Raw genomic sequence first — 26751 nt, 5'->3', positions numbered from 1 at the left:
GTGACAACTGAAGGATGACAACTGTCCGGGTGGGAAAGCGCACTTGTCGGAAAAGTGTCGTATCGGGTTGTCAATCGACCTTTGTCGACACTGTGAACAGCAGTTTTTCGTCACCGGGCAGGGTGAGCGTACCGGCCGCCAGTTCGGTCGCGATCCGTACCGAGCCGTCGAGCGGATCGCCCTCGGCGGGCACGCGCCGCGCGTGCGGCAGCCGCATCGCGAGCTCCTCCTCCAGCGGCACGAGGAGAGGGGCACCCAGCTTGAACAGGCCTCCGGTGAGGGCGACGCGGGGCTCACCCTCGGCGGGGCAGACCGCGACGGCGGAGTCGGCCATGTGCCGGGCCGCGGTCCGCAGGATGCCCGCGGCGACGGGGTCGTCGGCCGCACAGCCGGCCACCCGGGGCGCGAAGGAGGCGAGTACGGCGGCACGGTCCGGGCGCGGATAGAGCGTGCCGGGCAGTTCCGGCATCGGGCCGAACTGATCCTCGGCAGCCGCGAGCAGCCGCGTCGAACCTCCGGCTCGCCCGTCGTAGGCCCGTAGGGCCGCCTCCAGTCCGGCCTGCCCGATCCAGGCCCCGCTGCCGCAGTCACCCAGCAGATGGCCCCAGCCGTCGGCCCGGCGCCAGCGGGTCAGATCGGTGCCGATCGCGATCAGTCCCGTCCCGGCGGCGACGACGGCACCGGGACGGGGCCCGAGGGCGCCCGCGTAGGCCGTGACCGCGTCGGCGGCGAGGGCCACGGTGCGGACGCCGAGGTCCCGCGCGAGCGCGGCCGGGAGTTCGGCGCGCAGCGCATCACCCAGGGTGGCCAGGCCCGCGGCGCCGACGACGGCCACCTCCAGCCGCTCCGTCCCCGACTCGGCGGTCAAGGCCCGCACCATGGGCACCAGTTGCTCCATCAGGTGCCCGGGGTCGATGCCCCGCACACCGGTGCGCACCGGTTCCCGGGACTCCCGCCGGGCCAGCACGCCACGGTCCACGGTCCCGACGACGGCCCGCAGCCCGGAGCCGCCCGAATCGACGGCGAGAAATCCGGGTGCGCCCGCACCCGGCGCGTCCCCGCCGCCGCTCACGGCAGGCGCCAGTCGACCGGTTGCCCTCCCTGACGCACCAGCAGGTCGTTGGCCCGGCTGAAGGGACGGGAGCCGAAGAAGCCGCGGTCGGCCGACATCGGGGAGGGGTGGGCGGACTCCACCGAGGGCAGGCTGCCGAGCAGCGGGCGGAGGTTGCGGGCGTCGCGGCCCCACAGGATGGAGACCAGCGGCTTGCCGCGCCCGGCGAGAGCCCGTATCGCCTGTTCGGTGACCTCCTCCCAGCCCTTGCCACGGTGCGCGGCCGGCTTGCGTGGAGCCGTGGTCAGCGCCCTGTTGAGCAGCAGGACGCCCTGCTGTGTCCAGGGCGTCAGATCACCGCTCGACGGCTGGGACAGACCGAGGTCGGTGTTCAGCTCCCGGAAGATGTTGATCAGGCTGCCGGGCAGCGGGCGCACCTCGGGCGCGACCGAGAACGACAGCCCCACCGCGTGCCCCGGCGTGGGGTACGGGTCCTGTCCGACGATCAGGACCCGTACCTCGTCGAAGGGTTGCTGGAAGGCCCTGAGGACGTTGGGTCCGGCCGGAAGATAGGTGCGTCCCGCGGCGATCTCCGTGCGCAGGAAGTCGCCCATCTCGGCGATCCGTCCGGCGACGGGTTCCAGGGCCTTCGCCCAGCCCGGTTCGACGATTTCATGCAACGGTCGTGGTGCCACGGGCGTCACCCTACTGCCGCGGGCAGCTCGGAGATCAACCAGTGGCCAAGGCCGGACGGTAACCGGGCCTGAGCGGTCCGGCTCATCCGATCACCACGGCCCGCACGCACAGCACGTCCGGCAGATGGGACGCCAACTGCCGCCAGCTTTCGCCGTCGTCGGCCGATGCGTACACCTCGCCGTTGCGGTTGCCGAAGTACACGCCCGCCGGGTCGGCGTCGTCCGTGCACAACGCGTCGCGCAGCACCGTGCCGTAGTGGTCCTCCTGCGGCAGACCCGCCGCGTGCGGCTCCCAGGTCTTGCCCGCGTCGGTCGTGCGGAAGACCCGGCAGCGCCGGTCGGCGGGCACGCGGTCCGCATCGGCGTTGATCGGGAAGACGTACGCCGTGTCGCCGCGGTGCGGATGGGCCGCGGCGGCGAAGCCGAACGTGGACGGGAGGCCCTCGCCGATGTCTATCCAGTGCGCGCCCGCGTCGTCGCTGCGGTACACACCCCAGTGGTTCTGCAGGTACAGTCGGTCCGGGGTGGCCGCGTCCTGCGCGATCTTGTGCACGCACTGGCCGAACTCCGGGTTCGGGTCCGGCAGGAAGACCGCGGAGACACCGGAGTTGGAGGGCGACCAGCTCGCGCCGCCGTCCGTCGTGCGGAACACCCCTGCCGTCGAGACGGCCACCGTGATCGCCCGGGGATCCCGTTTGTCGGTGATCACGGTGTGCAGGCCCTCCCCGCCGCCGCCCGGTACCCACTGGGACCGGGTGGGGTGCTCCCAGAGGGGACGGACGAGTTCGAAGCTCTCGCCGCGGTCCTCGGAGCGGTACAGCGCGGCCGGCTCCGTGCCCGCGTACACCACATCCGGCTCGGCCGCCGCCGGGTGCAGCTGCCACACCCGCTCCAGCGAAGCCTCGGTGTCCGGGGGGAACTTGACGGCCGGCCGGCCCGGTTCCGTCCAGGTGCGGCCCAGGTCGTCGGAGTGGAACACCGAGGGACCCCAGTGCGCGCTGTCGCCCCCGGCCAGCAGGCGCGGGATGTCACCGCGGGTGTCGATGGCGACCGAGTACACGGCCTGCGCGTTGAAGTAGGGACTTTCGTCGAACTCCCAGGCGCCACCGCGCCGGCGCCCGATGAACAGGCCTTTGCGTGTGCCCACGGCGAGCAGTACCTCGGTCATGCCGATCACCTCCGCGACGTCTTCGTCTCAGACACGGGCCAGTCTGCACCCAGCCACTGACAGTCACCTCCGGAAACGGCTTCGACGCAGGTCAGGGCGGCGGTGGAGGCCCGGCGCGGGAGTCTGTTCGACACGGGGGACCGCCGGGTTTCGGGACTCGTCGTGAGCATGAAGGGGGCGTCTCCCGTATGGGAAGGCGGTCCGGCATGTTCGTGCGCTCATGAGGAGGATGCCTTCGATGGCGTTCCGTGGTCCGAAGGTCTGGCTGTGGCGGTGGCGGCGCAATCCGCTCAAGCGCCGCGCCGACGCGGTGGAGGCCTGGGTGATGCTCGGTGCCTGGGTGCTGACCCTCCTCGCCGGAGTCCTCGCCGGTCTGGCGTCGACCCGGTCCGTCGAGCACGGGCTGGCCCGGGAGCGCGTCGAGTGGCGTCCGGTCGTGGCCCGGCTCACCGAACCGGCACCCGGGGCGTCCTCCACGCACAGGGCCACGTCCAGCGGCGACCGGGTGTGGGGCAAGGTGCACTGGACGGCGGCGAACGGCTCCTCGCACACGGGCCAGGTCCGGGTCCGCCCCGGAAGCGCCACAGGCGCACCGGTCACCGTGTGGACGGACCGGCAGGGCCGCCTGGTGACCCGCCCCGCCACCGCGTCCCAGGCCCGTCTGCGGGCTTCCCTGATCGGCGGCCTGGCAGGCCTGAGCGCGGCGGCCGTGCCGTTCATCGGCGGCCGCGCACTGCGCGCCCGGCTGGAGCGCCACCGCATGGACCACTGGGACACGGAGTGGGCCCGCTTCGGCCCCCTGTGGGGCCGCACGACAGGCTGACGCGAAGCTCCCGGCACCGGGCTGCCGACGTGGCTTCACGGTCGTGTGCCGGCCGCCCCGCTGCCGGACCGCAGTCCTGCCTGCCGCCCCTGCACGGCGGCGCCACGCTGCCCGCGTGTGGCGCCCCCGTCCTCTACGCACCGCCCTCTCGCCCGCCCGACCGCCGCACTGCCTCCCGCCGGGATCGACGTACAGCGCCGTGCGCGACCGCTCAGCCTGCCCCCCGGCCGTGACTCTGAGTCAGGCCCCGGCGGCCGGTCTGCCCGGGCACACTGACGGCGTCCCGGCGTTGAGGTGTGCCCCCGCGCGCCTGCGCATCGATGTGCAGCGCCGCGGCGACGCCTACCTGGCCCGCCCCGTCGTGACTCTGAGTCAGGCCCCCCCCGGCGGCCTGACCACCCGGGGCGCGCTTGACGGCGTCCCGGCGTCGACGTGCGCCCCCGCGCCTGCGTGGCGACCGCGGGTGCCGCCCCGCGGCCGTCCTAACCACCCTCCGAAACCACCTCCCGGCACCACCTCACCAGTTCCTCGTCGTTCGGGATGTCGTGGCTTCCGTGGCTTCCGTGGCCGCCGGGTCGGGCGGTGTGGCGGCGGGGCGCGGTCAGTTCCGCCTCGGCCAGGTCCCGAAGGGGCGAGGCGGAGGTGCCCATAGCTGCCAGGCACTCCGCGATCGTGCCGCGCGTGTGCGGATTCTCCGCCCAGGCGGAGCGCAGTACCGGCTCGACGGGTTCCACCTCTCCGCCGATCCGGCACACCGCGCACCCGGCCGACACGCGTTCCCACACCTGTCCGGACCCGGTCGTGCGGAGCAGTGCGGGCAGTGCCGTTCGGGCCGAGGGGCCCAGCCGGGCCAGTCCCTCTGCGGCCGGCCCGCGTCGACGAGGGTCGTCCGCCGCCGACTCCCGGAGCAGGACCGGCAGTACGGCGGACGCATCCCCCTCGACCGACCACAGCGCCCCCGCGGCCGCCGCCGCGTGCTCGGAGTCCAGCAATCCCCGGAGCACGGGTATCGCCTCCCGCGCGGCCGGCCCGAACGCATCGACGGCCCGGATCGAACTCCCCACCAGCGAGTTCCCCGGCCCGGATGCCTCCAGCGCCCCGCGCAGCACCCGCAGCACCTCCGGTACCGCCTGCCCGTCACCCAGTGCCGTGAGCGCCGCCAGCAGCGGTACCGCACGGCCGTACTTCTCGGGGCAGCCGGGATCGACGGAGCCGAGCCCGCGGCGCAACGCCGGGGCGACGGGGGCCGCTGCCGGGCCCAGGTGGACGATCACGTGTCCCAAGTCGTCGGGCACGACCGGCCCGGCCAGGACCTCCGCAAGCACGGCAACCGCTCGTGGATCCCCGCTGCGGGCCAGCGCCTTGAGGGGGTCGCCCAGTGTCGGTGCCCCGCGCTCCCACCGCCGTACCCACAGGTCCGGACGCGAGGCCACCAGCGCGGCCAGGTCGTCGGCCGCGGGCGCCGCCAGCTCGAACAGATCCGTCAGCACGTACACCGCGGCTTCGCGCAGCCGGTCCTCCTCCGCGCCCAGCTGCGCGCCGATCACCGCCACCGGCTCGCTGTAGTCGGCGCGCCACTCGCGGAACAGACCGGTGGACATCCACACGGCGTTGCAGCGGTCGGCCGGGTCCGGACTGGTCAACTGCCCCCGCAGCAGAGCGATCCGCTCGTCCACCCGGCCGCCGAGCGCGGTGTGCAGGGTGCGCAGCAACTGCGAGCCCTCCTCGTCCGAGGGGCGCAGGCGCCGCAGACGGCCCACCAGTGTGTCCGTTTCGGGGGGTCCGCTCTCGTCGTGCCCGGCCGGCCGCAGCCGGGACCGTTCCTTGAGCAGCCCGACCGCGACGGACACCAGGTCGGACGGGAGCCGGTCGGGCGCGCAGTGCGCGAGCTGGCCGAGCGCGGCGAGCCGCAGCCCGGGACCGTACGGTGGCGAACTCTGGGCGGTCAGCAGGTCGAGTGCCCCGGCAGCGTGCCCGGGGTGGCGCCGGACGAAGAACCCGAGGCTCTCGGCGAGGGCGAGCAGGACCCGGTCGTCCCGCTCCACGACGAAGCGCTCCCGTAACAGCCCCAGCACACGCGCCGGTTCGTCGAGAAACCGCACGAGCGCCGCCGGTGCCGCCCGGCGCACGCCCGCGTCCCCGTCCCCGATCAGCCGGACGAAGACCTCCCCGCCCGCCCGGACCGCCGCGTGCGCCGAAGCGCAGGGCCCGCGCAGGCTCCCGGATCGGCTCATGCCCCGGCCTGCACCTGTGCTCGCCTCCGCACCCCTGCTTGCCTCCGCACCCCCGCCCGCCTCCTGGTCCTCGCCCTCCCCGCCGATGCTGACCAGGAGCTCCACTAGCCCGCCCCGGTCCGGCACCTCCTCGCTCCCCGCCAGCGCGAACAGAAACGGAACGCAGGCGATCGTCGCGTCGTACACATCTCCCTGGTGGTGGACCGCGCCGTACATCCCGTCGAGCGCGACCTCTCGCTCGGCCGGGTCCGTCGAGGCGAGTCCCCTCAGCAGTCCGGGCACGTCCTCCGCACTGCCGTACGCATGACGCAGTGAAGCCCAGTCGACCTCGTCGATCCCCGTCAGCACCTTGTCCTCCCCAGGCGAAGTCCCACCTGATCGTGAGTCTGCACCACGGCACTGACAACGAAGCGGAATCAGGGGATGACGGTGTGCTATCCGGCCGAAGAGCGTCCGGCGAAGACTCAAACCCCGCCGGGCAGCGCGCGTTCCAGGATCGCGTCGAGGTCCGCGCCGTCGGGCAGCGTGCCGAATGCGTGTCCCCAGTCGCCGCCGAGCCGGGTCGCGCAGAAGGCGTCGGCGACCGGAGCCGGGGCATGCCGGACCAGGAGGGAGGCCTGCAGGGTCAGGGCCATCTGCTCCACGAGCCGGCGCGCCCCGGTCTCGGACGCTTCGGACAGCCGGCCCTTGAGCCGTGTCACCGCCGCGTCCAGCCGGGCGTCCGCGCCCTGCGCCAGGGCGAGTTCGGCGAACAGCGCGTCCCTGGCACCGGACTCGCGGCTCAGTGCCCGCAGCACATCGAGGGCGTTGACGTTCCCCGACCCCTCCCAGATCGACAGCAGGGGTGCCTCGCGGTAGTGGCGGGGCATGCCCGACTCCTCGACGTAGCCGTTGCCGCCGAGGCACTCCAGGGCCTCCGCGGTGAAGGCCGGACCCCGCTTGGTCACCCAGTACTTGCCGACGGCCGTGGCGATCCGGCGGAACGCCGACTCCCCGGCGTCCCCGCGCACCGCACGGTCGGCCGCTCCGGCCAGCCGCAGGGTGAGCGTGGTCGCGGCCTCCGACTCCAGCGCGAGATCGGCCAGGACGTTGCGCATCAGCGGCTGTTCCAGCAGCCGTGCGCCGAACGCGCTGCGATGGCGGGCGTGGTGTCCCGCCTCGATCAGCGTCTTGCGCATCAGCGTCGCCGACGACATCACACAGTCCAGCCGTGTGCAGTTGACCATTTCGATGATCGTCTTGACGCCCTGTCCCTCCGGGCCGACCAGCCAGGCGACGGTCCCGTCGAACTCGGGCTCCGAGGAGGCGTTGGACCGGTTGCCCAGCTTGTCCTTGAGCCGCTGGATGCGGAAGGTGTTGCGGCTGCCGTCGGGCAGGACACGCGGCACCAGGAAGCAGGACAGACCGCCCGGCGCCTGGGCCAGGACGAGGAACACGTCGCACATCGGCGCCGAGGTGAACCACTTGTGCCCGCGCAGCGTGTAGACGCCGGGCTCGGCGGTCGGTGTGGCCGCGGTGGTGTTGGTGCGGACGTCGGAACCGCCCTGCTTCTCGGTCATCCCCATGCCCGCCAGCAGGCCGCGCTTCTCGGTCGGCACCCTCAGGACGGGGTCGTACTCCCGGCCCGTCAGCAGGGGTTCGTAGACCTTCGCCAGCTCCGGCTGCCGGCGCAGGGCGGGGACGGCCGCGTACGTCATCGACGTGGGACAGCCGTGGCCGGCCTCGGTGTGTCCCCACACCAGCCCGCCCGCGGTACGCACGACATGCGCACCGGGCCGGTCGTCCGCCCAGGGCGCGCCCGCCAGCCCCTCGGCGACCGCGACCCGCATCAGATGGTGCCAGCTCGGATGGAACTCGACCTCGTCGACGCGGTTGCCGTACCGGTCGTGCGTCCGCAGCACCGGCTCGTGGCGATTGGCCTGGTCGCCCCAGTCCTGTGCCTCGGTGCTGCCGGCCCTGAAGCCGAGCCGCCGGATGTTCTCCTCGGCCCATCCGGCGCCCTCCCGGCGCAGCCCTTCGAGCAGGGCCGTGTCCTCGCAGGCGTCGTACGGGGCCAGGGGAGGGGCCTGGTTGGTGACGTCGTGGGTGGTGGACCGTTCGTGCGCGGGTGAAGTGACCATACGGTCATGTTGCACTCTCGCTGCGATTGCAGCAATAGTGCAACACGCAGGTGACGGACGTACAGTACGTGACCATGCGGACGAACGCGTCAGTGCACCCCGGCGACGTCGACCTGCGGCCTTTGTCGGCGCGGTCGGTCGTGCTGAGCCTGCTCCTCGGGGCGCATCCGCCGGGGCTCGCCGTGAAGGACCTCGTCCGGGCGGTGGAGCCCTTCGGCGTCGGCGGCTCCACCCTGCGGGCCGCGCTCAGCCGGATGGTGGCCGCCGGCGATCTGCGGCGCACGGACTCCGTCTACCGCCTCAGCGACCGACTGCTCGCGCGGCAGCGCCGCCAGGACGATGCCGTGCACCCCCGCACGCGCGCGTGGGACGGCGACTGGGAGATGGTCGTGATCACGGCGACGGGCCGCGGACCCGCCGAACGCGCCGACCTGCGCACCCGGCTGACCGCCTGTCGCCTCGCCGAACTCCGCGAGGGCGTCTGGCTGCGCCCCGCCAATCTGCGGCGCTCGCTGCCGGGCGGCCTGGACGAGGTGGCCCAGCACTACACCGCCCGCCCCGACCGCGCGGGGCGGGCGCTGGCCGCGAGCCTGTGGCCGCTGGGGGCCTGGTCCGCCACGGCCCGGTCACTGCTCGGGCACATCGCGCGGACGGACCGTCCGGCCGACCGGCTCACCGCCTTCGCGGCCGTCGTACGGCATCTGCTCGCCGACCCCGTCCTGCCGCACGAACTCCTCCCCGACGACTGGCCGGGCACGGAACTGCGGACCGCGTACACGGCCTACCAGGGCGAGCTGGCGAACACCCTGCCGCAGCACGCCCTTGGGGAATGACCCGCGTTACGGGCGCAGCGGGCGCTCACGTGACGAACTCGGCCGACGGGTTTGCGTGGATGCGGGCCCGATGCGGGCCCGGCGGTTCATGACGCCCTCCCCATGACTCGGGTGACCAGCCTCCCCGTCGTCGCGGCCCGGCGCATCGAATCCCCGCGCTCGTCAGGAGGCCCATCTCCGCGCGGCCGCAAGGAGCGAGTCCCAGTCGGGCAGCTTCACCACACCCCGCCCGAGCGAGGCCCCGAGCTCCGCCTCCGCACGCTCGATCCCCTGCCAGCCCGACCACTGCACCGGCTCGATCCCCTCGGCACGCAGCCCCGCGAGTGGATCTTCGGGAATCTCCTTGAGTACGAGCATGTCGGCATCCTCGAGCAGTGAGGTCACCGTCTCCTTGGCGCACGGCCGGTTGGTGCCGATGACGCCGGTCGGGCCCCGTTTGATCCAGCCGGCCACGTACTCGCCCGGCGCCACCACGCCTTCGCGCAGCACCCGCCCCGCCAGATGGGGCACCGTGCCGCTCTCCGCGTCGAACGGCAGCCCCTCCAGCGGCACTCCGCGATAGCCCACCGAACGCAGGACGAGCTGCGCCTCGACGTCCTCGTAGCGTCCCGTGCCCGTCACGCCGCCGTGCCCGTCCGGCTCCGTCCGTTCGAAGCGCACCGCACCCACCCGTCCGCCCTCGGGCAGGATCGCCACGGGCCGCAGGAAGAAGCGCAGCCGGATACGTCGCGGTGCGCCGGCCGGCCCGGACCGGGTCCAGCCGCGCAGCACCTCCACGTTGCGGCGCTGCGGGGCGGGCAGGGCCGAGGGGTCCAGATAGGCGGGATCGAGCGACAGTTCCGCCGGGTCGACGGTCACGTCGGTCTCCGGCAGCGCGCCCAGCTCGCGCAGTTCCTTGGTGGTGAACCGGGCCTGGGAGGGGCCGCGCCGGCCCACCATCTGGATGTCGGTCACCCGGCTCGCCGACAGCGCGGTCAGGGCCGCCTGCGGCATGTCGGTGGGGCTCAGCTCCGCCGTGCCGCGCGCCAGCATCCGTGTCACGTCCACCGCCACGTTCCCGACGCCGATGACCACGGCCGACCGGGCGCCGAGCACGAAGCCGTCGGCGGTGGCGTCCGGATGGGCGCTGTACCAGGACACGAACTCGGTCGCCGACCAGCTGCCCGGCAGTTCCTCGCCGGGAATCCCGAGGTGCCGGTCGGTCGCGGCGCCCACGCAGTACACGACGGCGTGGTACAGCTCGCGCAGCCGTGCGGCCGGCACCCCGCCGGCCCCGACCTGCACGCCACCGAGGAACCGCACCCGTTCGTGTTCCAGCACGGTCCGCAGGTTTCCCTGCAGCGACTTGATCTTCTCGTGGTCCGGCGCCACGCCGTACCGCACCAGACCGTACGGGCACGGCAGCCGGTCCAGGACGTCGACGCCCACCTCGGGGTTCAGCTGCACGAGGCTCTGGGCGGTGTAGCACCCGCTCGGCCCGGAGCCTACGACGGCGACACGCAGCACGGCGGAACTCCTTATCCACGGGATCAGAGGAGATCGCTCACGCCTCCAGCATCGCACCGCGGGTGCCTCGCTGACAGGGCGTGGCATGCACAGGACGGGGCGGGCCGGAATCCGCTACCGCATCGTGCGCATCCGCGTGATCTCGCTGGTCTGCTGGGCGATCACGTCGTCGGCCATCTCCTCGATGCGGATGTTGTTGCCTCCCGCCTTCACGTCCGAGGCCATGGTGATCGCGCCCTCGTGATGGGCGATCATCAGGGTGAGGAAGAGCTGGTCGAACGCGGTGCCCTGCGCCCCGCGCAACTTCTTGAGCTGGGCCTCGGTCGCCATGCCGGGCATCGTGCCGTGCGCGTGTCCGCCGCCGTTCTCGTCCTCGCCGTAGGACTTCAGCCAGCTCCGCATGGCGGCGATCTCCGGTCCCTGGGCGGCGGCGATCCGTTCGGCGAGCCGCTTGACCTTGGCCGACTCGGCGCGGTCCGGGGCGAGTTCGGTGAGCGCCAGGGCCTGGGCATGGTGCTGGATCATCATCCGCGCGTAGGTGACGTCCGCGGAGTTGGGGGTGTCGTCGTCGACGCGCTGCTTCGCGGCGTCCGCGGCGGACAGGGTCTGGTTCGCCTCGCCCGGCTTGCCGGGCACGAGCACCGACGGACCGCTCGCCGCGGGCGGATGCGCATCGGATCCGGAGTCGCAGCCGGCGAGGCCGAACCCGGCCAGTGCGGCCAGCGCGGTCGCGGCAAGAGGCGCCCCGCGTAAGAGCGTGTGCACACGTGACTGATCAGGACCACTCGCGACATCTTCGTTGCCCTCTGTTGATATGTGCATGATGAAGACGATACTTCGGGGGTGCGTGAACCGTTCCCACGCGAACGGAACAAGGGAGGAAACAGTGATCCTGTTACACAACCCCCGAATGCGGCGCAGACGACTGGGAGTTGCCGCGACGGCAGCGGGACTCCTGGCCGCGCTCCTGACGGCCGGACCGGCCGCCGCGACCCCCGACCCCGGGGACGCGCCGATCGCGGGCCAGAAGGTGGACGAGCGGACCCGGGCCGAGGTCAGGACAGCCATCGCCGACGGCGAGATCCCCGGCCAGGACGAGATCGTCCACTCCGCCAACATCGAACACCTCGTCAACGTCCCCAAGGACGCCCTGCCCGGCACCAACTCGGACCTGGCCTTCCAGGGCAAGTACGCCTTCTCCGGCAACTACGACGGCTTCCGCATCTTCGACATCAGCAACCCGAGGGCGCCGAAGACCGTGGCCCAGGTCCTGTGCCCCGGCTCGCAGAACGACATCTCCGTCTCCGGCGACCTGCTGTTCCTGTCCACCGACTCCTCGCGCAGCGACAGCAGTTGCAACAGCACCACACAGCCGGTGACCGAGAAGTCCTCGTGGGAGGGCATGAAGGTCTTCGACATCAGCGACAAGGCGAACCCGAAGTACGTCGCCGCCGTCGAGACCGCCTGCGGCTCGCACACCCACTCGCTGGTGCCCGAGCGCGGGAACGTCTACATCTACGTCTCCTCGTACTCGCCGAACGCCGCCTACCCCGACTGCCAGCCGCCGCACGACGGCATCTCCGTCATCAAGGTGCCGCGCAAGGCTCCCGAGCAGGCCGCGGTCGTGGGCTTCCCGGTGCTCTTCCCCGGCGAAGGACCCGACGGCGGCGGCAACCCCGGTGCGCCCACAAACCCCGGCGTCTCCAAGACCACCGGCTGCCACGACATCACCGTCCTGCCCTCCAGGGACCTGGCGGCGGGCGCCTGCATGGGTGACGGCATCCTCTTCTCCATCAGGGACCCCGAGCACCCGAAGGTCATCGACCAGGTCCAGGACAACGTCAACTTCGCGTTCTGGCACTCGGCGACCTTCAACCAGAAGGCGAACAAGGTCGTCTTCACCGACGAACTGGGCGGCGGCGGCGCGGCCACCTGCAACGCGGAGATCGGCCCCGACCGCGGCGCCGACGGCGTCTACGACATCGTCGGCAAGGGCGACAAGCGCAAGCTCGTCTTCCGCAGCTACTTCAAGATCCCCCGTCACCAGGCGGACACCGAGGTCTGTGTGGCCCACAACGGCTCGCTGATCCCGGTCCCGGGCAGGGACATCATGGTCCAGGCCTGGTACCAGGGTGGCGTCTCCGTCTGGGACTTCACCGACTCCTCCCACCCGAAGGAGATCGCCTACTTCGAGCGCGGCCCGGTGAACACCGAGCGGCTGACAACGGCCGGTCCCTGGTCGGCGTACTACTACAACGGCCACATCTACTCGAACGACATCGCCAAGGGCTTCGACGTCCTGAAGCTGAGCGACCGGCGCACGGATCCGGCCAGATGGGTCCGCCTGCGGGAGCTCAACGTCCAGACGCAGCCGGACTACTTCTTCGACTACTGACCGGCCGCCTTCTCCTCCGACCGGCCGGCAGACTGCCGGCCGGTCGCGAAGAACCGTGACAGATCCGAGTCACACGTCCCGCCGGACGCCTCGGCGTCCGGCGGGACCCCGAGCTCCCGGTCGAGCCCGTAGCGTGCGAACAGCTCGGCCCGCAGCACCGGCAGCGGCATCGGAACCCCCGGCACCAGGGCCGCGAAGACCGCGCCCATGAGCAGCGCGCGCAGCATCGGGTAGTCGGCGTCGACGTCCCTCGAGCCGTAGCGGGCGACGGTGTCCCGCAGCAGCTCGGACAGCCGTTTCTGCTCGGGGCACTGCACAAAGCCCTCGGTGTCCAGCAGCCCGGCCATGTGCTGGCGCATCAGCACCGGCCGGTCCCGGGCCAGGCCCAGGATCGCGTCGATGGCCCGCGCCAGCCGCTCGCGGCCGTCCTCGGTGCGCGGCTCGCGCTCCAGCGCCTCCTCCAGCGTGCGGTGCATCAGCCGGTGCACGGAGGACTGAACGAGCTGGCGCTTGCCGGGGAAGTAGTACGACACCAGGCCCCGTGCCGAGCCAGATCTGTCCGCGATGTCGCCGAGCGTCGTCGCCTCGTACCCGTGCTCGCCGACCAGCTCGAGCGCCGCCTGCAGGAGCCGCTCCCGGGAACGCCTTCGCAGCTCTTCATTGACCTGGGCGCTGCGCGGGGACATGCTGTAACTCCTGCGTTGACTGGCTGCCAGCCAACTATACTCAACGCATCTGGCCGGGCCCGAGGAGGGCCTGGTCAGGGCTGCCGTCTGCCCTGGGCGGCGCGGGGGATCGTCCAGGGCGGCCGGCGCCCCACCCGATGGGTGGCCGGGGCTACTTCTTCATCCTGCCGTCCGCCACCAGGTCCAGCACCGGCCTCAGCTGGTCCGGCCGCCGGGACGCGGGCAGATGGTCCACGAAGTGCACCCCGCACCCCAGCGCCGCCGCACCCCCGTCGGCCCGCCGGTCGTCGCCCACCATCAGCGTCTGCCCCGGGTCGGCGCCGAGCGCCTCGCAGGCGGTCGCGAACAGCCGTGGGTCAGGCTTCTGGACGCCGAGTTCGTACGACAGGACATAGGTGCCGACGTATGGGTCGAGGCCATGTGCGCGGAACACGGGCCGCAGATCCCAGCCGATGTTGCTCACCACACCCACCCCGATCCCGCGCTCGTGCAGCGCGCGCAGCACGTCGGCGGCGTCGGGATACGGGCTCCACGCGGCCGGCGTCATATGGCGGTCATACAGCGCGTCGTGCAGCCACCGGACTGTATCGGCGGTGCACCGGTCCGTACCGGTAGTGCTGCTGGGCCTCGCCGCGCCGGCCCCCGTCAGTCCGGCAACCCATTGCTGCGGAGCAGGACGTGGTGCGCCGCCACCGCCAGGGCCACCAGCAGCGCTCCGAGAAGCCAGCCGCCGATCACGTCCGAGGGCCAGTGGACGCCCAGCCACACCCGGGTCAGACCGACACCGACGACGGAGAGCGCCGACACGGCCAGGGCGGTACGCCACACGGCGCGACCGGCGCCGTGCCGGTGCAGCAGCCACAGGAGGAGGCCGCACACGACCGTCGCGGTCAGCGCGTGGCCCGAGGGGTAGGCCGCGTACTGGGCGGAGTCGACGGGGTCGGTCCAGACGGGGCGGGGGCGGTCGACCACGGCCTTCAGGGACTGTTGCAGCAGTGTGCCCAGCGCACACGTGGCCGCCAGCCACAAGGCCGTCCGCCATGCCGCACGCCGCCACACCAGCCACACCACGACCACCGCGCACAGGGCGCGCATCGTCCATGGGTCCCAGACCCAGTCCGTCAGGATGCGGAACACGTGTGTGGTGCCGGGCTCGTCGACCGCCCAGCGGTGGGTGGTGCCGGAGATGTCGCCGTCCACGGTGATCAGGGGGTGCCACCGGACGACGACCAGGGAGAGCAGCAGCACGGAGCACACGGCCAGGAGGCCCGCGCAGCGGGTGGCGGCGCGGTGTTCCCGAGGGCGGGCCGGGGAGTCGACGGACGGGGTGTGCATGCTGCGATCCTCGCCGAGCGGTGGGGTGGGATGCCAATCCCCGACTACCCGAGTGCCCGCAGCCCCGGTATGAACGCCACCATCACCGGCACCACCGGCACCATCGCGGCCGCCGCCGTCAGCCCCAGCCGGCGGGCCGCCGTGAACCGGTCCGGGGGAGTGAGCAGCCGGTGCACCCGCTGCGGCACATCGGCGAGCGGGTCCGCGCCGGGGCCGAACACCCCCCGGTCCTCGTTGACCTCCACGAGTGCGAGCGCCGTCGTCAGCCGGCCGAAGCGGCGGGAGGCCATGTCGTCGGCGGCGAGTTCGACCAGACGGTGCATCTCGGCGCGGAACGCGGCGAACACCGGAACCTGCGGGAATCCGACCGCCAGCGCGGCCGAGCAGTGCAGCAGCCAGTCGTGCCGGGCCTGGGCGTGCCCCTCCTCGTGGGCGACAAGGGCGTCCAGCTGCCGGCCCTTCAGACGGCGCAGCGCGGCCGTGGTGATCACCAGCCGGGGCGCCGTACCCGGCAGCCACCAGGCGTCGGGCCGCGCTCCCTCCAGGACGACGAGCCTGCTCCCGGACTCCTCGCCGGGCAACTGCGGGGCACGCACGAGGAGTTCCGCCCGCCGCAGCCGACGCCGGGCACGGGTCCGTACGACCTCGCGGACCAGCATCGCCCCGGTCCACACTCCGCCGCAGGCGAGGGTCACCGCGGTCGCCGCAGCCCAGGGGCTCGCCGTCCGGCCGATCGCATAGGCCTCCAGGACGGCCTGCGGCGCCGGTGCGAACACATGCCCGGCCACCGCCTGCCACGAGGCCGCCGCGCTGAGCGTCATCGACAGCACACAGCACAGCAGGACGGCCGCCACCACGCACTGCCACACCCACAGGGCGAGCACGGGCTCGCGGTCCGGCCAGCCGGCCCGGGCGAGCAGCCGGGGAGCGACGACGGCGGTCAGGGCGCCGAGCAGCAACAGTGCCGCGAGGACCATCATGAGAGCAGCCTAAGAGCGCCGCGCCGCCCGGGGCACGGCCCGTCGCGGCGAAAGTGACGCAGGCAACGATCGCGTACGGTGCGGGGCGCCGGATCGCCGGTCAGAGCGTCAGCAGCATGGTGACCATTCCGATCGCCATGGACAGCCGGCAGACCCGCGCCAGCTCCGGACGGTCGCCCCAGCCGAGGGCACCGCTCCTGGCCGCGACGGGCACCAGGCGGACGCCCGACAGCAGCACGTACCCCACGAAGTACAGGAGCAGCACGCCGGTCAGCAGCGGAACGCCGGTGCCGCCGTGACCGCTGTGCCCGCCGGGGGAGGAGGCCATCACCACCGCCATGTAGACCATCGCCGAGGCGCCGACGAGATGGTGCAGGTGATGCGGGCCCGCCCGGGCCGACCACAGGGAGTGCACCCCGGCCGAGCCGAAGACGGCCATATAGCCGGGCCAGGCCCAGTGGGGCGGTGTGAACACGGTCGCGGGCACGGCCATCGCGGCCATGCCGAAGCCCATGAGTGCCTCGCCGCCCGCGGCACGGCGCTGCTCCTCGACACTGCTGCGCATCCGCAGCAGACAGTAGGCGCCGGTGGCCGCGCAGAGCGCCACCAGCAGCCATCCGGGCGAAGCCGGTCCGTGCACGCCCACCCCCCGCTCGCCGCTCGGTTCGACGGTCGGTCAAGAAATGCCCGGGCCGCGCGGCGCGCACGCGAGCGCAAGGGTGTACACGGGGAGCATTGGACGGAGCACAGCAGGTCACGGGTCCCGTGTTCTGGGTGCCGCGGCCACCCACGACGCTCGGCCTACGCCTCCGTCATCGACCAGGTCACGGTGACACCGCCGGCCTGACAGCAGGCCCGGACGGTCGGCGGATCACCTCTGGTCGCCCGCCCGGTACACGCCGAACAGCGCGCCCTGCGGATCCCGGAGCAGCGCGATCCGCGGTCCCTCGGGGACCGAGGTCGGCTCCATCAGGACACTGCCGCCCGCCTCGACCGCCGCGGCGGAGGTCGCGTCCACGTCCTGCGCCGCGAAGTACGGCAGCCAGTGCGGCGGCACCTCGTGCGGGAAGTGTTCGCCCATCGTCACCATGCCGCCGAAGTCGGCGCCCTCGATGCCCCACTGTGTGTAGTGCTCCGAGGAGGTGACGCTCCAGCCGAACACGGTCGTGTAGAAACTCTCGGCCCGCTCCGGGGAGCGCGTCAGCAGCTCCACCCAGCCCAGCGAACCGGGGGCGTTGAGCAGGCCCGCGCCCGCGAAGCCCCGCTCCTGCCACAGATGGAAGCCGGCGCCCTGCGAATCGGTGACGGAGGCGAACCGGCCCATGCCGGGGACCTCCCCGGGTTCGAGCACCACCGAGCCGCCCTCCGACTTCACCTTCTCCACGGTGGCGTCGGCGTCGGACACGGCGAATGTGACGTACCAGAGGACGGGCTGTCCGCCCTCGCCCAGCGGGACGAGGGCGGCGACCGGGAGGTCCCCCAGGTACGCGATGGTGTACCCGCCCATCTCCTCCCGGGGGTCGGTCTCCGTGCGCCACCCGAAGATCTCGCCGTAGAACCGCTCGGCTTCCTCCAGATCAGGCGCCCCGACCTCGGCCCAGCAGGGCCCACCGGCCACCGGCTTGTCGAGTTTCATGCCGTCCCGGCCTCCCTGCCGACGCGGAAGTACCTTCCCGACGCTAGCCGCGGGCCACCACCGCTGCCATCCGGTGGCACGCCCGGCTGACCCTCAGATTCCCGGGCGGTACCGGATCGGGTGGTCCGCGGGTACCTCCACCAGGACGATCTGCGTTCCGTCCGGATCCGCGATCCACATCTCGATCAGCCCCCACGGCTCCTTCACCGGGGGCCGCACGATCTCGACGCCTCCGGACCGCAGCTCCTCGTGCGCCGCGCCGACGTCCTCGACCTGGAGCCACAGCCGCAGGGCCGGGGACGGCGGCACCTCGGACCGTCCGGAGAGCTCCAGGAAGCCGCCGCCGAGGAAGTAGACGGTCCCGCGCTGCGGCCCCGTACCGAATTCTCGGTACACGGCGAGGCCCAACTGCTCGCCGTAGAAGGCACGGGAACGCTCGGGGTCGGTGGGGCGGAGCAGAACACGCCCGCTCAGTACGTGCACCATGCACCCGGAGCCTAAAGGCTCGGGGCCGGCGGGGTTACCCTCGTCGGTGCCCAGCGTCGCCGCCGAACGGAGTACCGCCCCATGGACACCGCCGTCACCGGACTGACCTTCCGTGAGGCCACCGATGCCGACGCGGACACCCTCGTCGCGCTGATCGAGTCGGCGTACCGCGGGGACGCCAGCCGGGCCGGGTGGACCACCGAGGCGGACCTCCTCGAGGGACAGCGGACCGACCCGGAGGGCGTGCTGGCCGTCATCAAGTCGCCCGACAGCCGGTTGCTGACCGTGGAACGCGACGGGCGGATCGTCGCCTGCTGCCAGCTCGAACACCGCGGCGCCCACGCCTACTTCGGAATGTTCGCGGTCAGCCCCGCGCTCCAGGGCGCCGGCCTCGGCAAGGTCGTCATGGCGGAGGCGGAGCGCACGGTCCGCGAGATCTGGGGCGCCACGCAGATGCACATGACCGTGATCTCCGTGCGCGACGACCTCATCGCCTGGTACGAGCGGCGCGGCTACCGCCGTACGGGCCGGATGACCCCGTTCCCGTACGGCGATGAGCGCTTCGGTATCCCGCAGCGCGACGACCTGCAGTTCGAGCTGCTGGTCAAGGAGCTCGCCTGATCGTCACGCCGTGAAGCGGCCGGTGCGTTTGATCTCGGGGTAGTCGGTGGTCGCGCCGTCCAGCCCGAGAGCCCGTGCGAGACGCAGGTGGTCCTGGGTGTTCACCACCCAGCCGATGATCCTCAGGTCCGCCTTCCGGGCGTGCTCCACGATCTCCAGGGTGAGGCGGCGGATGTTGAGACAGACGGTGGCGGCGCCGGCCTCGACGGCACGGTCCACGATGTCCGCGCCGTAGCGGCTGCCGATCAGCGCGGTCCGTACGCCGGGCACCAGACGGGCGATCTCGGCGATCGCCTCGTCGTGGAACGAGGACACCTCCACCCGGGCGACCAGGTCCCGCCGGTGCATGACCTCGGCCAGCGCCCGGGCCGCCGCCACGTCCTTGATCTCGGCCTGGAGCGGTGTCTTCACGGCGTCCAGGACCTCCTCGAACACCGGGATCCGCTCGCCGTGGCCCGCGTCCAGGGCGCGCAGCTCGGCGAGGGTCTTCTCGGCGATCGGCCCGGTGCCGTCGGTCGTACGGTCCACGTCGGTGTCGTGCATGACGACGAGGGCGCCGTCCTTGCTCAGGTGCAGATCGAGTTCGATGACGTCGAGGCCGGCCTGCTGGGCGGCGACGAAGGAACGGAGGGTGTTCTCGGGCTCGACGCCCATGACTCCGCGGTGACCGATGGTAAGGAAGTTCAAGGTTCAACTCGCTTCCGTCGACGGCGGCTCGGCCGCGCGCACGGCCGGGGCGGACGGCCGTGCGGGCAGAGCCGCAGCCTAATGGCCGCGCCGCGCGATGGACCCGCGCGTACACGGCCGAATGGGTGACGGCCGCGGCGGGCACGGCGCGACCACGGCCCGCGGTCACCCTGGCGTGGGCGAGTCCCACGCGGATTGACCGCCCCGGTGCCGCCTGCCGGGGTGTGTGATCACGCGTGGCAGGGGTAGGCGCCGCCCGGAGTCTCGGGCAGAAAAAAGTGCGGTGACGGCAAGGTTACGCAGGATAATTTCCCGAGGCTTCACTTGCTGGGAGGAAGGCCGTACGTATACGGTCTGCTGACGCTAGGTTCTTCCGTGGAGGATGGGAAATGACGGAAATTCTTGTGCAGCTGGGCTCGGAGGGGCAGATACCTCCCGCGAACAGGGTGGTGACGCACCCTGCGTGGCCCGTGCTCAAGGATGCCGTGGAGCAGATCCGCCCATGGCAGGCCAAGGACGGGTCGATCGACTTCGAGGCCGAGGGCTCCCCCGACCGCGCGGACGCCGAGCTCGCAGTCCAGCGGGTCGTCGACGCCGTCGAGGAGCTGTCCCCGCTGCTCCCGCACGACAGCGACTACCACGAGGCCCTCGTCAAGGATCTGCGCCGCTGGGCCGAGGGCGGCTTCGAGGTGCCCGACTTCCTGGACTCGCTCCTGGCCTTCCAGCCCGCCGCCCACCGCGAGGACGGCCTGCAGCACCTGGTCGTCTTCCCGATGTACACGCAGAACGGCAACCCCGACCGCAACCTCGAGGCGGTCGTGCTGCGCATGGTCTGGCCCGAGTGGCTGGCCGAACTGGAGCGCACGCGCTACGACAACCCGCTGTTCTGCGGGATCACGTTCGAGGACTTCACGGCGGGCTACGACACCAACTCCGCCGTTCTCTTCCCCGAGACCATTGCCGTGCGTGAGGCGCCGGAACGTTTCACCTGGGGTGGCATCTTCTGCGACCGTGAGGCCGCCCGCTTCCGTCGCGTCACCGACGCCGCCGTCGACATCCTGGGCATGGAGCTGCCCGAGGACATCGCCGCGATGGTGCACGACCAGAAGCGCTGCGAGGAGGCGTTCGTGCTGTGGGACATGGTCCACGACCGCACCCACAGCCATGGCGACCTGCCCTTCGATCCGTTCATGATCAAGCAGCGCCAGCCGTTCTGGATGTACGGCCTCGAAGAGCTGCGCTGCGACCTCACCGCCTTCAAGGAGGCCGTGAAGCTGGAGGCCGACGGCGTCCCGCAGGCCCGTGACGTGCAGTACGCGGTGCTGTTCGACCGTATGTTCCGCTTCCCGGTCACCGGCGATCGCGTCCGCAACTACGACGGCCTCGGCGGCCAGCTGCTCTTCGCCTACCTGCACAAGCACGACGTCGTCCGCTGGACCGACAACAAGCTGCACATCGACTGGCAGCGCGCCCCGCAGGTCACCAACCAGCTGTGCGCCGAGATCGAGAAGCTCTACCGCGACGGCATCGACCGGCCCAAGCTCGTCCACTGGTTCGCCGGCTACGAGCTGGTTTCCGCCTTCCTCGCCCCGCACCCCGGTTCCCGCTGGGCCAAGGGCCCGGACGCCCTCGATCTGTCCCAGCCGCCGCGAAAGCTCGTCGATGACGTGCTTCCGGACGAGTTTCCCCTGAGCATGTTCTATGAGGCCCTCTCCAAGAAGCTGAAGAACGTGATCGCCTCCACCAGGGGCATCACCGCGGAGAGCGCCGAGCGGGTCGCCGCGTGAGCGACCGCATCGCCAGGAACACTGCTCAGGAGGCGAGGAACATGGCGGGGAATGGGGTTCTCAGCGGTGCGGTGATCGCGGTCGCCGGTGCGGGCGGACCCGCCGGGCGCGCGGCGCTCGTGCGGCTCGCCGAGGCGGGCGCGACCGTCGTCGCCGCCGACAACGATCCCGAACGGCTCGCGGAGGCCGTGGACGCGGCCCGCTACGCCTCGGGCGGCGCCACCGTCACCGGCGAGCCGGTCGACCTGCTGGACCTGGACTCCACCCGGGACTGGGCCACGCACATCGAGAAGGACTTCGGCCGCGTCGACGGCCTGGTCCACCTCGTCGGCGGCTGGCGCGGCAGCGAGACGTTCGTGAAGACGAGCCTGGACGACTGGGACTTCCTGGAGCTGCTGCTCATCCGTACCGTGCAGCACACCTCCCTTGCCTTCTCCGAGGCGCTCCAGCGCAGCGAGCAGGGCCGGTACGTCCTGATCAGCGCGGCCGGCGCGAGCAACCCCACTGCGGGCAACGCCGCCTACGCCGCCGCCAAGGCCGCCGCCGAGGCATGGACCCTGGCCCTGGCCGACTACTTCCGCAAGGCGGGGATCTCCGGGGGCGCCGACGGGCCGACGTCCGCGGCTACGATCCTGGTCGTGAAGGCACTGGTGCACGACGCCATGCGCGCCGAGCGCCCCCATGCGAAGTTCGCGGGCTTCACGGACGTCAAGGACCTCGCCGAGGAAATCGCCGGCGTCTGGGCGAAGCCCGCCGCAGAAGTGAACGGACAACGTCTGTGGCTGACCGAGAAGCCGTGAACCCTCCGAAGACCGACGCGCGTCGCCACCACGACCCGGAAGTCCGCGGTTTTGCCAGTGACAACTACGCCGGGGCCCACCCGGAGGTGCTCGCCGCCCTGGCCCTGGCCAACGGCGGGCACCAGGTCGCGTACGGCGAGGACGACTACACCGAGAACCTCCAGCGGATCGTGCGCAGCCACTTCGGGGCCACGGCCGAGGCGTTCCCGGTCTTCAACGGCACCGGCGCCAATGTCGTCGCGCTCCAGGCGGTCACCGACCGCTGGGGCGCGGTGATCTGCGCCGAGAGCGCACACATCAACGTCGACGAGGGCGGCGCCCCCGAGCGCATGGGCGGCCTGAAGCTGCTGACCGTGCCCACGCCCGACGGCAAGCTCACTCCCGAGCTGATCGACCGGCAGGCCTGGGGCTGGGAGGACGAGCACCGCGCGATGCCGCAGGTCGTCTCGATCACCCAGAGCACGGAGCTCGGCACCCTCTACACCTCCGACGAGATCCGCGCCATCTGCGACCACGCCCATGAGCACGGCATGAAGGTGCATCTCGACGGCTCCCGCATAGCCAACGCGGCCGCCTCCCTGAACGTGCCGATGCGTACGTTCACCAACGCGGTCGGCGTCGACATCCTCTCCCTGGGCGGGACGAAGAACGGAGCGCTGTTCGGCGAGGCCGTCGTCGTCATCAACCAGGACGCCGTCAGCCACATGAAGCACCTGCGCAAGCTGTCCATGCAGCTCGCCTCCAAGATGCGCTTCGTGTCGGTGCAGCTGGAGGCGCTGCTCGCCAAGGACCTCTGGCTGCGCAACGCCCGCCACGCCAACGAGATGGCCCAGCGGCTGGCGCAGGGCGTCCGGGCCGTGCACGGCGTCGAGATCCTCTACCCGGTGCAGGCCAACGGCGTGTTCGCCAGGCTCCCGCACGACGTGAGCGAGCGGCTGCAGAAGAAGTTCCGCTTCTACTTCTGGGACGAGGCGGCCGGCGTCGTGCGCTGGATGTGCGCCTTCGACACGACCGAGGACGACGTGGACGCGTTCGTCGCGGCCGTCAAGGAGGAGATGGCTCGCTGAGCAGCCGGCCCGGTCTTGCATAGATATGCGGTCACCTGAAAAGTCATTGACCTTCGGGTGATCGCGTTTCTATGCTCTGCGGGCATGGAGCTGATCCAGGAAACCGCCGACCTGTCCGCATATCTGGCCGCCGACGAGGTCATCGACCACCATCATCCGCTTGTGAGGCAGACCGCCGCCAGGCTCGCCCAGGCCGCGGAGGACTCGTATGCCTATGCGCGGCTGGCGTTCGAGTTCGTGCGGGACGCCATCCCGCACTCACAGGACTCCGGCGACCTGCGCGTCACCTGGCGGGCCTCCGACGTCCTGGAGCAGGGCACCGGCATCTGCTACGCCAAGGCCCACGCCCTGGCCGCGCTGCTGCGGGCCGAGGACATTCCGACCGCGCTCTGCTACCAGAAATTCGACGTGGTGCACGGACTGGTCGCCGTTCGCTTCAACGGAGCCTGGCACCGGCAGGACCCGCGCGGCAACAAGCCGGGCGTCGACGCGCAGTTCTCGCTCGACGGTGAGCGGCTGGCCTTCATCCCCGACCCGAAGTCCAGTGAGATGGACTACCCGGTCCTGTATGCTGAACCACACCCGGCCGTCGTCGGTGCCCTGAAGGCCGCACCCGACCGGCCGTACCTGTGGAAGACGCTCCCCACCGCACTCTGAAGCAAGGCGGACCATGACCCTCACGCTGACCGTTTCCGACGAAGTCCGCGCCCTCGCGCCCGGCTTCACCCACGTCGCCATCGAGGCATACGGACTCGTCAACGGACCCAGCACCGACGGCAGTTCGGCGCTCCTCGACGACGCGGCCCGTCGTCTGGCCGTACGTCTCGACGGCCGCGCGCCGCACGAGGACCTGCACATGGCCGCCTGGCGCGACGTCTACACGGCGTTCGGCTCCAAGCCCTCACGCACGCGCAACTCCGCGGAGGCCCTCGCCAAGAGGGCCCTGACGGAGGCGGGACTGCCCCGGATCAATCTGCTCGTCGACCTCTACAACGCCATCAGTGTCGCCCATCTGATCCCTGTCGGCGGCGAGGACCTCGACCGGGTCCAGGGCGGCATGCGCCTGGTGCGGGCCACCGGCGACGAGGACTTCCTGACCGTCGCCGGAGGCGCGGAGGTCGCCGAACACCCCGACGCCGGAGAGATCGTGTGGTGCGACGAGGCCGGGGTGACGTGCCGCCGCTGGAACTGGCGCCAGGGACCGCGCACCCGGCTCACCGAGGAGTCCGTCTCCGCGATCTTCCTGCTGGAGAGTCTGGCGCCGATGCCCGTCGCCGAGGTGGAGACCGCTGCGGCCGAACTCGCCGAGCTGCTGGAGAAGTTCAGCCCGGGAGCGCGTATCACCGTCCACGCGCCCGACCCGGCGCGCACCCCCTGATGCGCGGCAGCTGACGGCTCAGCGGGCCTCGGCCTCGCGGACCTGCTCCGGGGTCGGGGCCGTGCCGCCGAGGTGGGCCGGCATCCACCAGGTGTCGTCCGCGTCCTTGGGGCGCACCGGGTAGGCGCGCTGCGCGGCCTCCAGCAGCTCCTGCACACGCTCGCGCAGCTGCCGCGTGATCGCGCCCGCGTACTTGTCACGGGAGGCCTCGATCGCCTCACCCACCCGGATGGTGATCGGGATGTGGCTGCGCTTGAAGTTGCGCGGGTGACCCTTGGTCCACAGCCGCTGCGTGCCCCACACCGCCATCGGGATCAGCGGCACGCCCGCCTCCTGGGCCAGGCGCGCGGCACCCGACTTGAAGCTCTTCAGCGTGAACGACTGCGAGATCGTGGCCTCCGGGAAGACCCCGACGACCTCGCCCGACCGGAGCGAGTCCAGAGCGTGCGCGTACGCCGCCTCGCCCTGCTTGCGGTCCACCGGGATGTGCTTCATCCCGCGCATCAGCGGACCGGAGATCCGGTGCCGGAAGACGGATTCCTTCGCCATGAAGCGGACGAGGCGCTTCTGCGGGAGTGCCGCCAGACCGTCGAAGACGAAGTCCAGGTAGCTGATGTGATTGCTCACCAGCACGGCGCCGCCCGAGCGCGGGATGTTCTCCGAACCCTTGCAGTCGATCTTGAGGTCCCACACCTTGAACAACGTCTGGGCGAGACCGACGACGGGACGGTAGACAAGCTCTGCCATGGACGGGGTGGACCCTTCCTTCTCTGCCAGGGAAGGGAATCCCGGCGGAAAGTTACGCAGCCGTAGGTTTACGGCTTGTCGCAGATCGTGCCCGAAGAACGGACGCGTAGCCAGTCCTCGTGCCCGAGTAGGGGGAGATCCTCGTCACGTCAGCCCCGTATGGGCCCTTGCGTCAGCCCCGTTTCGGGCCCTTGCGTGAGCCCCGCACATCATGGAGGCGGGAATCCCTGCGGTCTTGTGAACGCTGGAGCAGCTGATGGCCGGGTGGTGGCGGAGCGGGAGAGCGGGAGAGTACGGGTGCGCGGACGCGATGACGAAGAGCGGCTGGGCGCTGCCGAGCTGGGCGGGGAACTCGGCGAACGGGCCACGCTCGTCCAGTTCTCCAGCGCCTTCTGCGCCCCCTGCCGGGCGACCCGGCGGATCCTCGGCGAGGTGGCCGGCATCGTGCCCGGCGTCACCCACGTCGAGATCGACGCCGAGGACAACCTGGACCTCGTCCGCGCACTCGGCATCCTCAAGACCCCGACCGTGCTGGTCCTCGACGCCGCCGGGCGGGTGGTGCGGCGCGCCACCGGACAGCCCCGCAAGGCAGACGTGATCGCCGCGCTGGGGAAGGCGGTTTGACACCCCTCGCGCCGACGGTGAGGCATCTCCCACATGCCGGGACGTACTTGACTGTGCGCACCACGTATCGTCAGCCTGACCGTATGCCTTCGGAACTCCTTCTCTTCGGGCGGATGCACGTCGACCTCGCCTACACCGCGAGCGCGCGCTGTCCGGGCTGTTGAGCAGCCACGGAACCCGCTCGTCACCTCCCGCAGAAGGACCACAACTCCATGACGGCCACGCCCGACCTCGCCACCCCTCAGCTCGCCTCCCCCGACCTGCTCCGTTCCGTCTTCCGGCGGCACGCGGCAGGAGTCGCCGTGATCACCGCCCACGGCGACGGCGGCCCGGTCGGCTTCACCGCCACCTCCCTCACCTCGGTCTCCGCAGAGCCCCCGCTGCTCTCCTTCAGCATCGGTACCGGCTCCTCCAGCTGGCCGGCCGTGGCCGAGAGCGACCATGTCGGTGTCCACATACTCGGCGAGCACCAGCAGGACTTGGCCGCCACCTTCGCCCGCAGCGGAGCCGACCGCTTCGGCGCGCCCACCGCCTGGCGCGAGGGTCCCGAAGGTGTCCCCGTGCTCGACGACGTCCTCGCCTGGCTGGTCTGCCGGGTGATCGGACGGGTGCCCGCCGGGAACCACCGCATCGTGCTGGCCGAGGTCGTCCACGGCGATCCCGCCGGCCCGGGCCGCCCGCTGCTCTATCACCAGGGGCGGTTCAACGGGCTTCGCGACTGATCGACCATCTGCTGCGGTCGGCGCGCCCTCCCGCTGCGAGGGTGTCGAGTTCCGATTACGCTGCGTTGCAAAGGTCACAGTTCAAAGCGCTTGCTTAGCGGGCACGAACTGGGTGTACTGACGAGTAATATTTCGGTCGGAGCGCGGGCCGCCCCGACCGGGATCGGCCGCTTGTGGCGCCTAGGCTGTCTGCAAGCAGGCAGCCGAGAAATGACGATTGCAGTAGGAGAGCCGGCGTGAGCTTGAGGATCGTTGTCACTGTGAAGTACGTGCCCGACGCCACTGGCGACCGGCACTTCGCCGATGACCTGACCGTCGACCGGGACGACGTGGACGGTCTGCTCTCCGAGCTGGACGAGTACGCGGTCGA

Annotated in this window: 26 protein-coding genes and 2 pseudogenes; 12 read left to right on the top strand and 16 right to left on the bottom strand. The window is 71.5% G+C overall.

Annotation, left to right across the window (positions count from 1 at the left end):
• Window positions 1–70 precede the first annotated feature (70 nt).
• From F7R91_RS18790 to F7R91_RS18780, 3 genes are all read right to left on the bottom strand, one after another.
• Entirely contained in the window at window positions 71–1072 is a 1002-nt protein-coding gene (locus F7R91_RS18790; protein WP_150950214.1) for an N-acetylglucosamine kinase, read from the bottom strand.
• Window positions 1069–1746: a uracil-DNA glycosylase gene (locus F7R91_RS18785; protein WP_150950213.1), complete on the bottom strand. Its 678-nt coding sequence runs from the start codon at window positions 1744–1746 to the stop codon at window positions 1069–1071. The genes F7R91_RS18790 and F7R91_RS18785 overlap by 4 nt, the downstream gene beginning before the upstream one ends.
• A gap of 82 nt (window positions 1747–1828) precedes the next feature.
• Window positions 1829–2914, bottom strand: a complete 1086-nt coding sequence (locus F7R91_RS18780; protein WP_150950212.1) for a WD40/YVTN/BNR-like repeat-containing protein — start codon at window positions 2912–2914, stop codon at window positions 1829–1831.
• A gap of 238 nt (window positions 2915–3152) precedes the next feature.
• Here F7R91_RS18780 and F7R91_RS18775 point away from each other — a divergent pair, with 238 nt between their 5' ends.
• Window positions 3153–3737, top strand: coding sequence for an Rv1733c family protein (locus tag F7R91_RS18775; protein ID WP_150950211.1), 585 nt, complete (start codon window positions 3153–3155; stop codon window positions 3735–3737).
• 482 nt (window positions 3738–4219) lie between these two features.
• Here F7R91_RS18775 and F7R91_RS18770 read toward each other — a convergent pair whose 3' ends face one another.
• Both F7R91_RS18770 and F7R91_RS18765 read right to left on the bottom strand, forming a co-directional pair.
• A complete protein-coding gene (locus tag F7R91_RS18770; protein ID WP_150950210.1) occupies window positions 4220–6319 on the bottom strand; it encodes a HEAT repeat domain-containing protein in 2100 nt (699 codons plus the stop codon).
• Between the two features lie 116 nt (window positions 6320–6435).
• Window positions 6436–8091, bottom strand: a complete 1656-nt coding sequence (locus F7R91_RS18765; protein ID WP_150950209.1) for an acyl-CoA dehydrogenase family protein — start codon at window positions 8089–8091, stop codon at window positions 6436–6438.
• A gap of 74 nt (window positions 8092–8165) precedes the next feature.
• Here F7R91_RS18765 and F7R91_RS18760 point away from each other — a divergent pair, with 74 nt between their 5' ends.
• Entirely contained in the window at window positions 8166–8924 is a 759-nt protein-coding gene (locus tag F7R91_RS18760; RefSeq protein WP_150950208.1) for a PaaX family transcriptional regulator C-terminal domain-containing protein, read from the top strand.
• A gap of 162 nt (window positions 8925–9086) precedes the next feature.
• Here the strand turns inward: F7R91_RS18760 and F7R91_RS18755 are convergent, their stop codons facing one another.
• Together F7R91_RS18755 and F7R91_RS18750 are read right to left on the bottom strand one after the other, a co-directional pair.
• Entirely contained in the window at window positions 9087–10430 is a 1344-nt protein-coding gene (locus F7R91_RS18755; RefSeq protein WP_150950207.1) for an FAD-dependent oxidoreductase, read from the bottom strand.
• A gap of 114 nt (window positions 10431–10544) precedes the next feature.
• Window positions 10545–11195, bottom strand: a complete 651-nt coding sequence (locus F7R91_RS18750) for a DUF305 domain-containing protein (protein ID WP_408056044.1) — start codon at window positions 11193–11195, stop codon at window positions 10545–10547.
• 121 nt (window positions 11196–11316) lie between these two features.
• Here F7R91_RS18750 and F7R91_RS18745 point away from each other — a divergent pair, with 121 nt between their 5' ends.
• The gene (locus F7R91_RS18745) at window positions 11317–12825 is read left to right on the top strand and encodes an LVIVD repeat-containing protein (RefSeq protein WP_150950205.1); all 1509 of its coding nucleotides are present in this window, start codon (window positions 11317–11319) and stop codon (window positions 12823–12825) included.
• Here the strand turns inward: F7R91_RS18745 and F7R91_RS18740 are convergent.
• The 7 genes and pseudogenes from F7R91_RS18740 to F7R91_RS18710 all read right to left on the bottom strand — a co-directional run bounded on the left by F7R91_RS18740 (window position 12819) and on the right by F7R91_RS18710 (window position 17948).
• Window positions 12819–13511: a TetR/AcrR family transcriptional regulator gene (locus F7R91_RS18740; protein ID WP_150950204.1), complete on the bottom strand. Its 693-nt coding sequence runs from the start codon at window positions 13509–13511 to the stop codon at window positions 12819–12821. The two genes, F7R91_RS18745 and F7R91_RS18740, sit on opposite strands and share 7 nt — an antisense overlap.
• A gap of 151 nt (window positions 13512–13662) precedes the next feature.
• Window positions 13663–14337 carry an HAD-IA family hydrolase gene (locus F7R91_RS44260; RefSeq protein ID WP_408056046.1) on the bottom strand — a complete coding sequence of 225 codons (675 nt, stop codon included), beginning with the start codon at window positions 14335–14337 and terminating at the stop codon, window positions 13663–13665.
• A pseudogene (locus F7R91_RS44255) lies at window positions 14253–14606 on the bottom strand (phosphatase PAP2 family protein); the annotation flags it as partial. The gene F7R91_RS44260 and the pseudogene F7R91_RS44255, both read right to left, overlap by 85 nt.
• Window positions 14607–14890: 284 nt before the next feature.
• The gene (locus F7R91_RS18725) at window positions 14891–15826 is read right to left on the bottom strand and encodes a M56 family metallopeptidase (RefSeq protein WP_150950202.1); all 936 of its coding nucleotides are present in this window, start codon (window positions 15824–15826) and stop codon (window positions 14891–14893) included.
• A gap of 100 nt (window positions 15827–15926) precedes the next feature.
• Complete coding sequence (locus F7R91_RS18720) at window positions 15927–16466, bottom strand: DUF5134 domain-containing protein (protein ID WP_150950201.1); 540 nt, start codon at window positions 16464–16466, stop codon at window positions 15927–15929.
• Between the two features lie 231 nt (window positions 16467–16697).
• Window positions 16698–17462, bottom strand: a complete 765-nt coding sequence (locus tag F7R91_RS18715; RefSeq protein WP_150950200.1) for a VOC family protein — start codon at window positions 17460–17462, stop codon at window positions 16698–16700.
• Window positions 17463–17555: 93 nt separating this feature from the next.
• Window positions 17556–17948 carry a VOC family protein gene (locus F7R91_RS18710; RefSeq protein ID WP_150950199.1) on the bottom strand — a complete coding sequence of 131 codons (393 nt, stop codon included), beginning with the start codon at window positions 17946–17948 and terminating at the stop codon, window positions 17556–17558.
• Window positions 17949–18029: 81 nt separating this feature from the next.
• Between F7R91_RS18710 and F7R91_RS18705 the strand changes: the two genes are divergently transcribed.
• The gene (locus F7R91_RS18705) at window positions 18030–18569 is read left to right on the top strand and encodes a GNAT family N-acetyltransferase (RefSeq protein ID WP_150950198.1); all 540 of its coding nucleotides are present in this window, start codon (window positions 18030–18032) and stop codon (window positions 18567–18569) included.
• A gap of 3 nt (window positions 18570–18572) precedes the next feature.
• Here the strand turns inward: F7R91_RS18705 and F7R91_RS18700 are convergent, their stop codons facing one another.
• Window positions 18573–19256, bottom strand: coding sequence for a glycerophosphodiester phosphodiesterase (locus F7R91_RS18700; protein ID WP_150950197.1), 684 nt, complete (start codon window positions 19254–19256; stop codon window positions 18573–18575).
• Window positions 19257–19645: 389 nt separating this feature from the next.
• Between F7R91_RS18700 and F7R91_RS18695 the strand changes: the two genes are divergently transcribed.
• The 5 genes from F7R91_RS18695 to F7R91_RS18675 all read left to right on the top strand — a co-directional run bounded on the left by F7R91_RS18695 (window position 19646) and on the right by F7R91_RS18675 (window position 24288).
• Entirely contained in the window at window positions 19646–21043 is a 1398-nt protein-coding gene (locus F7R91_RS18695) for a DUF6421 family protein (protein WP_150950196.1), read from the top strand.
• Window positions 21044–21084: 41 nt separating this feature from the next.
• Entirely contained in the window at window positions 21085–21843 is a 759-nt protein-coding gene (locus F7R91_RS18690) for an SDR family oxidoreductase (protein WP_150950195.1), read from the top strand.
• A complete protein-coding gene (locus tag F7R91_RS18685; protein WP_150950194.1) occupies window positions 21840–22910 on the top strand; it encodes a threonine aldolase family protein in 1071 nt (356 codons plus the stop codon). Before F7R91_RS18690 ends, F7R91_RS18685 begins: the two co-directional genes overlap by 4 nt.
• Before the next feature lie 84 nt (window positions 22911–22994).
• Complete coding sequence (locus F7R91_RS18680; protein WP_150950193.1) at window positions 22995–23567, top strand: transglutaminase domain-containing protein; 573 nt, start codon at window positions 22995–22997, stop codon at window positions 23565–23567.
• Between the two features lie 13 nt (window positions 23568–23580).
• Entirely contained in the window at window positions 23581–24288 is a 708-nt protein-coding gene (locus F7R91_RS18675; protein ID WP_150950192.1) for a B3/B4 domain-containing protein, read from the top strand.
• Window positions 24289–24306: 18 nt separating this feature from the next.
• On the opposite strand, the gene F7R91_RS18670 is transcribed toward F7R91_RS18675, so the two are convergent.
• On the bottom strand, window positions 24307–25035 hold the full coding sequence (locus F7R91_RS18670) for a lysophospholipid acyltransferase family protein (RefSeq protein ID WP_150950191.1): 729 nt from the start codon (window positions 25033–25035) through the stop codon (window positions 24307–24309).
• A gap of 159 nt (window positions 25036–25194) precedes the next feature.
• Here F7R91_RS18670 and F7R91_RS18665 point away from each other — a divergent pair, with 159 nt between their 5' ends.
• The 3 genes and pseudogenes from F7R91_RS18665 to F7R91_RS18655 form a co-directional block, all read left to right on the top strand.
• A complete protein-coding gene (locus F7R91_RS18665) occupies window positions 25195–25659 on the top strand; it encodes a TlpA family protein disulfide reductase (RefSeq protein ID WP_408056043.1) in 465 nt (154 codons plus the stop codon).
• Window positions 25660–25871: 212 nt separating this feature from the next.
• The gene (locus F7R91_RS18660) at window positions 25872–26381 is read left to right on the top strand and encodes a flavin reductase family protein (protein WP_150950189.1); all 510 of its coding nucleotides are present in this window, start codon (window positions 25872–25874) and stop codon (window positions 26379–26381) included.
• 236 nt (window positions 26382–26617) lie between these two features.
• Window positions 26618–26751, top strand: a pseudogene (locus F7R91_RS18655) (electron transfer flavoprotein subunit beta); the annotation flags it as partial.

The organism is Streptomyces luteolifulvus, assembly GCF_008806595.1.
GTDB lineage: Bacteria > Actinomycetota > Actinomycetes > Streptomycetales > Streptomycetaceae > Streptomyces > Streptomyces luteolifulvus.
Note: the sequence above shows the minus strand (reverse complement) of the source record. Positions and strands in the feature narration are given on the sequence as shown.